We start from the raw sequence: 8,321 nt of genomic DNA on the forward strand, positions 1-8,321 counted from the left end.
GGCTGATTGCGGCGGCGGCGCAAATCCGCGCGCGGGCGGGCGGAATTCTCGCCGCCAATGCCGAAGATATGGCAGCAGGGCAAAAGAACCGCCTGTCGGGCGCGATGCTCGACCGGCTGCGTCTCGACGAGAGCCGCCTCGCCGCAATTGCCGACGCAATCGATGCGGTCGCGACGCTTCCCGACCCGGCAGGCGCCGAGATCGACCGCGTGACGCGGCCCAACGGGCTGGTGCTGAGCCGCGTGCGCGTCCCGCTCGGCGTCGTCGGCATCATCTATGAAAGCCGACCCAATGTGACCGCCGATGCGGCCGCGCTCGGGCTGATGTCGGGCAATGCCGTGATCCTGCGGGGCGGCAGCGAGGCGGTGCATTCGAACCGCGTGATCCATGCGGCGTTCGCGGCGGGGCTGGTCGAGGCCGGGCTGCCTGCCGATGCCGTGCAGCTTGTGCCTACACAGGACCGCGCCGCGGTCGGCGCGATGCTGCGTGCGCAGGGCCTCATCGACATCATCATCCCGCGCGGCGGCAAGGGGCTCGTCGCACGTGTGCAGGACGAGGCGCGCGTGCCGGTGCTCGCCCATCTCGACGGGATCAACCATCTCTATATCGATGGCGCCGCAGATCCGGCGAAGGCGGCCCAGCTGGCGGTGAACGCAAAGATGCGCCGCACCGGCGTCTGCGGCGCGACCGAGACGATCCTGATCGACCGCGCCTATCCCGCGGCGCTCGCCATCGTCGACGCGCTGATCGCCGCGGGCTGCGAAGTGCGCGGCGACAGGGATGTCGTGGCGCTCAGCCCGCACGTCGAACGCGCATCGGCCGGCGACTGGGACTGCGAATATCTCGACGCGATCGTGTCGATCGCCATGGTCGACGGCCTGGCGGGAGCGCTGGCGCATATCGACGCGCATTCGAGCCATCACACCGACGCGATCGTCACCGAGGATGCCGCAACCGCCGAGCGCTTTCTGACGGGTGTCGACAGCGCGATCGTCATGCACAATGCCTCGACGCAATTCGCCGACGGCGGCGAATTCGGCCTCGGCGCCGAAATCGGCATCGCCACCGGGCGCCTCCACGCCCGCGGCCCCGTCGCGCTGGAGGGGCTGACCACATACAAATGGCTGGTGCGCGGCACGGGACAGGTCCGACCCTGACGCGCAAAATCCCCACCGGCCTCCTCGGCGGCAGTTTCAATCCCGCGCATGGCGGGCATCGCGCGATCAGCCTGAACGCCATCGATGCGCTCGGCCTCGACGAGCTGTGGTGGCTCGTCTCGCCGGGCAATCCGCTCAAGCCCAAGGCGGGCATGGCCTCGCTACCCGCCCGCGTCGGTTCGGCGCAACGGATGGCGCGGCGCTCGCCAATCCGCGCGACCGCGATCGAGGCCGAACTCGGCACGCGCTACACGATCGATACGCTGAAAAAGCTGGTCCGCCGCTATCCGGACCGTCAATTCATCTGGATCATGGGTGCCGACAATCTGGTCCAGCTGCCCCAATGGCGCGACTGGCGGGGGATCGCGCGATTGATGCCGATTGCGGTTGTCGCGCGTCCGGGCTATAATGGTCGGGCTCATGCCGCACAGGCGATGGGTTGGCTTCGGCGCTTCGTCCGGCCCGCGGACCAGAAACTTCACTGGACGGACTGGAGACCGCCTGCCCTCGTGTTCCTGCGTTTTTCGCCCGATGTGCGATCCGCAACTGCAATACGGCAGGCCAACCCCCGCTGGTTCGAACGCTATGCAGGCCGCGCCATGCGCGACCCGCTGACGCATTCGCGGCTTGTGGATAACAGGAAAGGACGCATTTGATCTCCGCCACCCAGGATGCCGCCAATGGCGCCGCATCCGCCCAAAAGTCTTCGGACGCCAGCGTGGAATCGCTCCACGCGCTGATCCTCCACCAACTGGACGAGGATCAGGCCCAGGAAACCATCTCCATCCCGCTTGCCGGCAAAAGCAGCATCGCCGATCATATGGTGATCGCAAGCGGCCGATCGACGCGCCATGTCTCGGCGATCGCCGAGAAGCTGGCGCAGCGGATCAAGCAGGAAGCGGGCCGCAGCGTCCGCGTCGAAGGGCTGCCCAACGCCGATTGGGTGCTGCTCGATGCGGGCGACGTTATTGTTCACCTGTTTCGTCCCGAGGTCCGCAGCTTCTATAACCTCGAGCGCATGTGGTCGTTCGGCGACGCCCCGCCGGTCGCAGCAGCGAATTGACGTGACCGCCGCCTGAAGGTTAGGCGGCGGATATGTTGTTGCACATCATCGCGCGCGGGCGCATCGGGCGCGGGCCCGAGGCCGAGCTGGTCGAGCGCTATATGAAGCGCGTGACCTGGGCGCAGAAGATTTCGGAACTTCCCGATACCGGCGGGCGCATGCCTGCCGCTGGCGATAACAGCCGGACTATTCTCCTCGACGAGGGCGGCGACCAGATGTCGTCGCTCGAATTCGCAAAACTGCTCGAAAAATGGCGCGATGGCGGGGTCCGCGAGGCGCGCTTCTGCCTCGGCGCCGCCGACGGCTTCACACCGGAGGAACGCGAAGGTGCCGACAAGGTCATCGCCTTCGGCCGCGCAACCTGGCCGCATTTGATGGCACGCGCGATGCTCGCCGAGCAATTGTGGCGCGCAACGAGTATCGTCGCCGGTCATCCCTATCATCGCGAGGGCCGTCAGTGAGGCGAGCGCTTGCCGCTCTGGCGGTCGCCGCCGTCTTCGCCGGCGGCGCGCTCGCGCTTGCACAAAGCGACATCTTTGATCCGCAGGCCATCGCCGCGCGCGAACAGACGCAGCTTGTCGACGCCAAGCAGCAATCGGCTGCGGCGATGGCGCGTAGCGCTCTGCTCGAAAAACAGGCCGGGGCGGCAAGCAGCGAAGCCGACCGGTTGAAAAAGCGTAGCGCGGCGCTCGCCGCGCGAATCCAGTCGGCCGAAGCCGATATCAGCGCGGGCGAGGCGCGTGTCGCGCTCGTCAGTCGCCGACTTTCGGCCCAGCGCGCACGGCTCGCCGAGCAGCAGCAACCCTTGCTCGAACTCGCCGCATCGCTCCAGCAATTGAGCCGGCAGCCGCCGGTCGCCGTGCTCGCGCAACCCGGATCGCTCTCCGACATGGTGCACGCACGCGCGGTGATCGACGCCGCGATGCCGGTGATCGAACGCCGCACCGCCGGGGTCCGGCGCGAACTCACGCAGCTCGACACGACGCGGCGGCAACAGGCGATCGCGCTGACGGCGCTCTCGTCGAGCAAGGCGCAGCTCGCGCACCGACGCGACGCATTGACCCGGCTCGAAAACGAAGGACGGCTGCGTTCGCGCGAACTGATGAGCAGCGCGCAGCTCGAAGCCGACCGCGCCTTGGGGCTCGGCGAGAAGGCGCGCGACATCGTCGACCTGATGGATTCGCTCGAAGCCGATGGCGCGGTGCGCGCCGAACTGGCACAGCTGGCGGGTCCCTTGCCGCGCCCGCGCAATCCCGAGGGCAGCGTGACGAGCGCAACGCCGCCCGCGACTGCAGAGGCCGAACTGACAGAGGGCGTATACCGCCTGCCCGTTGTCGGGCGCATCGTCGCAGGCCTTGGCGAGGTCAATGAAAGCGGCGTCCGCTCGCGCGGCGTCACCATCTCCGCGCGTCCCGGTGGCCAGGTCGTCGCGCCCGCACCCGGCCGCATCGGCTTCGCCGGCGACTATCGCGGCTATGGCAAGATCGTGATCATCGACCATGGCGGCGGCTGGGTCTCGCTGCTGACGGGTATGATCGCGCTGTCGGTCGGAGTCGGCGACACGCTCGATGCCGGGGCGCCGATCGGCCGCGCGGGATCCGGCGACAGTCGCATCACCGTTGAGCTCCGTCGCGCCGGACACCCCGTCGATATCGTCGCGATGATCGGCTGATCGGCGCCGTTAATCGCCGGTTCGGTGACCGTTCCCTATGGGGATGCGCCGCTTGACCCCCGCAGATTTGCGTAGGAGGATGGCACGCCGGGGATTATAAGGCGAGATTGCTCTCGCGTGACTGAAAGACGCCCATGACCGAATCGACCAAGACCACCGCGTCCGGACCTTCTTCCTCCCCCCGGCGCCGCTTTGCCTTGTGGCAGGGCGCCGCCGCGCTCTCGACTCTGGCGCTGGTGCCGCTCGCGACCGGTGCGATGGCGAGTGTCGATTCGAAGACGCAGGAAGAAATCTCGCGCTTCATGGACGTCTATCTCGAAGTGAAGTCGAACTATGTCGAGCCGGTCGACGATTCGAAGCTGATCGAAGGCGCGATCAACGGCATGCTTGCGAGCCTCGACCCGCATTCGGGCTATCTCGACGCACATGGTTTCTCGAATCTGCGCACCCAGACCGACGGCGAATATGGCGGTTTGGGCCTGTCGGTGACGATGGAAGACGGCGCGGTGAAGGTGATCACGGCCACCGCCGATACACCGGCGGCCAGGGCCGGGATCAAGCCCGGCGACTATATCACCCATATCAACAAGGAACTGATCTTCGGCCTGACGCTCGACGAAGCCGTCGAACAGATGCGCGGCAAGCCCGGAACCAAGATCGACGTTACCATCGTACGCGAAGGGCAGGACAAGCCGATCGAGATGTCGCTGACGCGCGAGATCATCGACCTGAAGCCGGTCAAATGGGAAGTCAGCGGCGACGTCGGCGTGCTCACCGTATCGAGCTTCTCGGCCGATGCGACGACGGATCTCAAGGCCGCGATGGTGGCAGTCGAAAAGTCGCTGGGCAAGAAACCGCGCGGCTGGATCCTCGACCTCCGCTCGAACCCCGGCGGGCTGCTCGACGAAGCGGTCGGGATCAGTGACCTGTTCCTCGAACGCGGCGAGATCGTCTCGCAGCGCGGCCGCCGCAAGGGCGACATCGAACGCTATTTCGCCGAACCCGGCGACGTCGCGGGCGGCGCGCCGGTCGTCGTGCTGATCGATTCGGGTTCGGCCTCTGCCTCCGAAATCGTCGCGGGCGCACTGCAGGACCAGCACCGCGCGGTCGTGATGGGCGAACGCAGCTTCGGCAAGGGATCGGTGCAGACGGTGCTGCCGCTGACCGACACGACCGCGCTTCGCCTGACGACGGCGCGCTACTACACGCCGTCGGGCCGCAGCGTGCAGGAAGGCGGTATCGATCCCGATATCCGGGTGCCGCAGCTTTCGGATCCCGACTATGCCTCGCGGCCGAAGTTCCGCGAAAGCGACCTGCGCCGTCACCTGATCAACGAGAAGAAGGTCGATAACAGCCTGCTCGAAAAGGACGAAAAGGCCGACCCACGCTTTTCCGCGACGGCGGCGGAATTGAAGGAAAAGGGCATCGAGGATTTCCAGCTGCACTACGCATTGCAGACGATCGGCCGGATCAGTCCGACAGCAGCGCGCATGGCGCAAGGCGGCAAGCCGCCGGCCAAACCCGCCGCACGCAAGTAGGGAGCTGGCAAGATGCTGAACTCGCGCCTTGCCGCGCCAATCGTCGCGCTCACAGCGCCGCTGCTTCTTTATGGCGGCGCGATCGTGTCGCAATATGGTTTCGGGCTCCACCCGTGCGAGATGTGTTACTGGCAGCGCTGGCCGCATCAGGCGGCGATCCTGCTCGCGCTTGCCGCCCTGCTGCTTCGTCGCAGCGACAAGGCGATGCGCACGCTCACCTTTTTCGCTGCCGTCGCGATTGCAGTGAGCGGCGCGATCGGCATCTTCCACGCCGGGGTCGAATATGGCTTCTGGGAAGGCATCACGACCTGCGCGACCGGCGCCAGCGGCCCGGTAACGCTCGATTCGATCATGAACGCGCCGCTGATCCGCTGCGACACCGCGCAATGGACGCTCTTCGGCATCTCGCTCGCGGGGTTCAACGCGATCTTCTCGCTGGGGGCGGCGGCACTTGTCTTGACCTTGCTGCGCCGGAAGACCACATCGGCGGCATGACGAACGTTCGGGCAAAGACTGGCAAACGCACCGCATCGATGATCCGCGTCAACCAGGCAGGCGAATATGGCGCGACGCGCATCTATGCCGGCCAGCTTGCGGTGATGGGCGATCGCCACCCGATGGCGCGCGAGATCGCGCACATGGCGGAGCAGGAAGAGCGGCACCGCAAATTCTTCGACGACATGATCGCCCGGCGCGGCGTGCGCCCGACGGCGCTCCAGCCCTTCTGGGACGTCGCCGGCTTCGCGTTGGGCGCGGCAACCGCCGCAATGGGGCCGCGCGCCGCGATGGCGTGCACCGCTGCGGTCGAGACCGAGATCGACCGCCATTACCAGCACCAGCTCGACGAATTGGGCGACAACGACCCCGAGCTTAGCGCCGCGGTCGAGGATTTCCGGGCGGAAGAACTCGAGCACAAGGAAGCTGCGCTCAGGGCGGGCGCCGAAAGCGCGCCCGGCTATCCGGCGCTAAGCTTCGCGATTCGCGCGGGTTGCCGTGCAGCCATCGCGCTGTCGAAACGTATCTGATAAGATGGACTGCCCGCACCGTTCATGACGGTGCAGGCTCGGGGTGCCAAGCCGCCCGAAACGACGAAGGAAAGACAGATGATCCGCCTCCCCCTGTTCGCACTCATCCTCGCCGGCAGTGCCGCCACCCTGCCTGCCAGGGCACAGGAGGCCACGGTGGAGGGCGAAAAGATCAACCAGGTCATCGTCTATGGCTCGGACAAGTGCGAACAGAGCAGCCCCGACGAGATCGTCGTCTGTAACCGCCTGCCCGAACAGGATCGCTATCGCGTGCCGCAGATGTTTCGTGGCGGCGACCCGCTCGATCCGCGCAACAATGCCTGGTTGAACCGCGTCGTCGCACTCGAACGCGTTGGCCGCTTCGGCACCGACAGCTGCTCGCCCACCGGGCTCGGCGGCTTCACCGGCTGCACCCAGGCGCTGGTCGCGGGCGCGAAGGCTGAACGGCAGGCGGCCGACAAGACCGACTGGCAGACGATGATCGCCGACGAACGCGCCAAGCGCATCGCGGGCATCGACGCCGCGGCAAACGAAGTCGAGGCGGCGGTCGTCGCCGAGGAAAAGGCGCTCGCCGAGCGCCAGAAGGCGGCCGAAGATCTCGAACGCCAGGCCAGCGGCCAGGCCCCCATGCCCGCCGCACCCGACGAATCCGATGCCCAGCCGCTGCCGGTTCCCCCACGTCCCTGACCCCCGCGACGGCCGCTAGCCTCCCTTTGCGAGCGCTGTCTCCATATTGTCCCAATCCATGGCCAAACGGCTGGCGATAAAGCCAAAATTGCAGCGTTTCGGCAATTCGGCGCGATTTGGTTGCGAATCCGCGCCGAGCTGAGTGCAAAAATTAACGAATCGCTGGCAAGCTGACTTGACTTGGGAATTTTTGGGGCAAATCGTGGCGTTTCTGGGAATCGCCAGCCGGGGAGGCTGATAACATGGCATCGACGTTCGGACCGCGCCTCTGGCGCCGATCGACTGCAAGCGTTCCACCTGCACGCAGCCTGGGCCGCCGAATGACGTGGCATGCCGCCGCCGCGCTCCTCGCTTTCGCCGCCCTCCAGATCTGGCTCGTCACCAGCGCGGTCGCCAAGGGCGCCCCTTCGGCGCTCATCGTCGTCGCACTCGTCATGCTGCTCGCGCTCGCGCTCCCCGTCGTCCGCTCGACCGAACGGCGCTGGTATCACCTGAGCCGTCAGGCGCTCGCCAGCTGGGGTCTTCATGCGCGCTTTCGCCGGGACGTCAGGCGCCTGTGGATCGCCGCACTGACGCTGCCGTTCCTGTGGATCAGCGGCGCGATGGCCGCCACCGACGCGATCGCGGCGATCACCGGCTAAATCCACAGGCGACCGGGTTTGACGCTGGCCCCCGCGCCGTATAGGGCGCGGAGATGCTGACCGTTTCCGAAGCCCTCGACCGCGCGCAGATGCTCTGCGACGCCGCCGCCAAGGCCGGCGCCGATGCCGCCGATGCTCTCTATTACTGCAATGCCGCCACCTCGGTATCGATGCGGCTCGGGGCGCTCGAGGATGTCGAGCGGTCCGAGGGGCAGGATATATCGCTCCGCGTTTTCGTCGGCCAGCGCAGCGCGAGCGTGTCGACCGCAGACATGGACGCGGGCGAGCTCGCCAAGCTGGTAGAGCGCTGCGTCGCAATGGCGCGCGAAGCCCCGGAAGATCCCTATGCCGGCCTCGCCCCGCAGGATCTGCTGTTCAAGGGTCCTGTTCCCGACCTCGACCTCGACGACGACAGCGATGCCGATCCGGCGGCCCTTCGCACCGCCGCGCTTGCCGTCGAGGACGCCGCGCGCGCCGTCGAAGGCGTAACGAACAGCGAAGGCGGCAGCGCCAGCCACAGCCGCACGCGCTTCGCGCT

Annotated in this window: 11 protein-coding genes; all 11 read left to right on the forward strand. The window is 66.9% G+C overall.

What is annotated here, in order from left to right:
• The coding region (locus tag VN047_RS08140) for a glutamate-5-semialdehyde dehydrogenase (protein ID WP_325541617.1) at window positions 1-1,157 on the forward strand (1,157 nt) is incomplete at its 5' end.
• Window positions 1,121-1,813, forward strand: coding sequence for a nicotinate-nucleotide adenylyltransferase (locus tag VN047_RS08145; RefSeq protein WP_325541618.1), 693 nt, complete (start codon window positions 1,121-1,123; stop codon window positions 1,811-1,813). The genes VN047_RS08140 and VN047_RS08145, both read left to right, overlap by 37 nt.
• A complete protein-coding gene (gene rsfS, locus VN047_RS08150) occupies window positions 1,810-2,220 on the forward strand; it encodes a ribosome silencing factor (protein WP_325541619.1) in 411 nt (136 codons plus the stop codon). Before VN047_RS08145 ends, rsfS begins: the two co-directional genes overlap by 4 nt.
• Before the next feature lie 32 nt (window positions 2,221-2,252).
• Complete coding sequence (locus tag VN047_RS08155) at window positions 2,253-2,681, forward strand: 23S rRNA (pseudouridine(1915)-N(3))-methyltransferase RlmH (RefSeq protein ID WP_325541620.1); 429 nt, start codon at window positions 2,253-2,255, stop codon at window positions 2,679-2,681.
• Window positions 2,678-3,892 (forward strand): murein hydrolase activator EnvC family protein, encoded by a 1,215-nt coding sequence (locus VN047_RS08160; RefSeq protein WP_325541621.1) that lies wholly within the window; start codon window positions 2,678-2,680, stop codon window positions 3,890-3,892. Before VN047_RS08155 ends, VN047_RS08160 begins: the two co-directional genes overlap by 4 nt.
• A 257-nt stretch (window positions 3,893-4,149) precedes the next feature.
• Window positions 4,150-5,430: a S41 family peptidase gene (locus VN047_RS08165; RefSeq protein WP_325541627.1), complete on the forward strand. Its 1,281-nt coding sequence runs from the start codon at window positions 4,150-4,152 to the stop codon at window positions 5,428-5,430.
• Between the two features lie 12 nt (window positions 5,431-5,442).
• The gene (locus tag VN047_RS08170; RefSeq protein ID WP_325541622.1) at window positions 5,443-5,925 is read left to right on the forward strand and encodes a disulfide bond formation protein B; all 483 of its coding nucleotides are present in this window, start codon (window positions 5,443-5,445) and stop codon (window positions 5,923-5,925) included.
• Window positions 5,922-6,455 carry a demethoxyubiquinone hydroxylase family protein gene (locus VN047_RS08175; protein ID WP_325541623.1) on the forward strand — a complete coding sequence of 178 codons (534 nt, stop codon included), beginning with the start codon at window positions 5,922-5,924 and terminating at the stop codon, window positions 6,453-6,455. Before VN047_RS08170 ends, VN047_RS08175 begins: the two co-directional genes overlap by 4 nt.
• 78 nt (window positions 6,456-6,533) lie before the next feature.
• Window positions 6,534-7,142, forward strand: coding sequence for a hypothetical protein (locus VN047_RS08180; RefSeq protein WP_325541624.1), 609 nt, complete (start codon window positions 6,534-6,536; stop codon window positions 7,140-7,142).
• Window positions 7,143-7,462: 320 nt separating this feature from the next.
• On the forward strand, window positions 7,463-7,783 hold the full coding sequence (locus VN047_RS08185) for a hypothetical protein (RefSeq protein ID WP_325541625.1): 321 nt from the start codon (window positions 7,463-7,465) through the stop codon (window positions 7,781-7,783).
• A gap of 53 nt (window positions 7,784-7,836) precedes the next feature.
• On the forward strand, window positions 7,837-8,321 hold a 485-nt coding region (locus VN047_RS08190), incomplete at its 3' end, for a PmbA/TldA family metallopeptidase (RefSeq protein ID WP_325541626.1).

It is taken from the genome of Sphingopyxis sp., assembly GCF_035565275.1.
GTDB lineage: Bacteria > Pseudomonadota > Alphaproteobacteria > Sphingomonadales > Sphingomonadaceae > Sphingopyxis.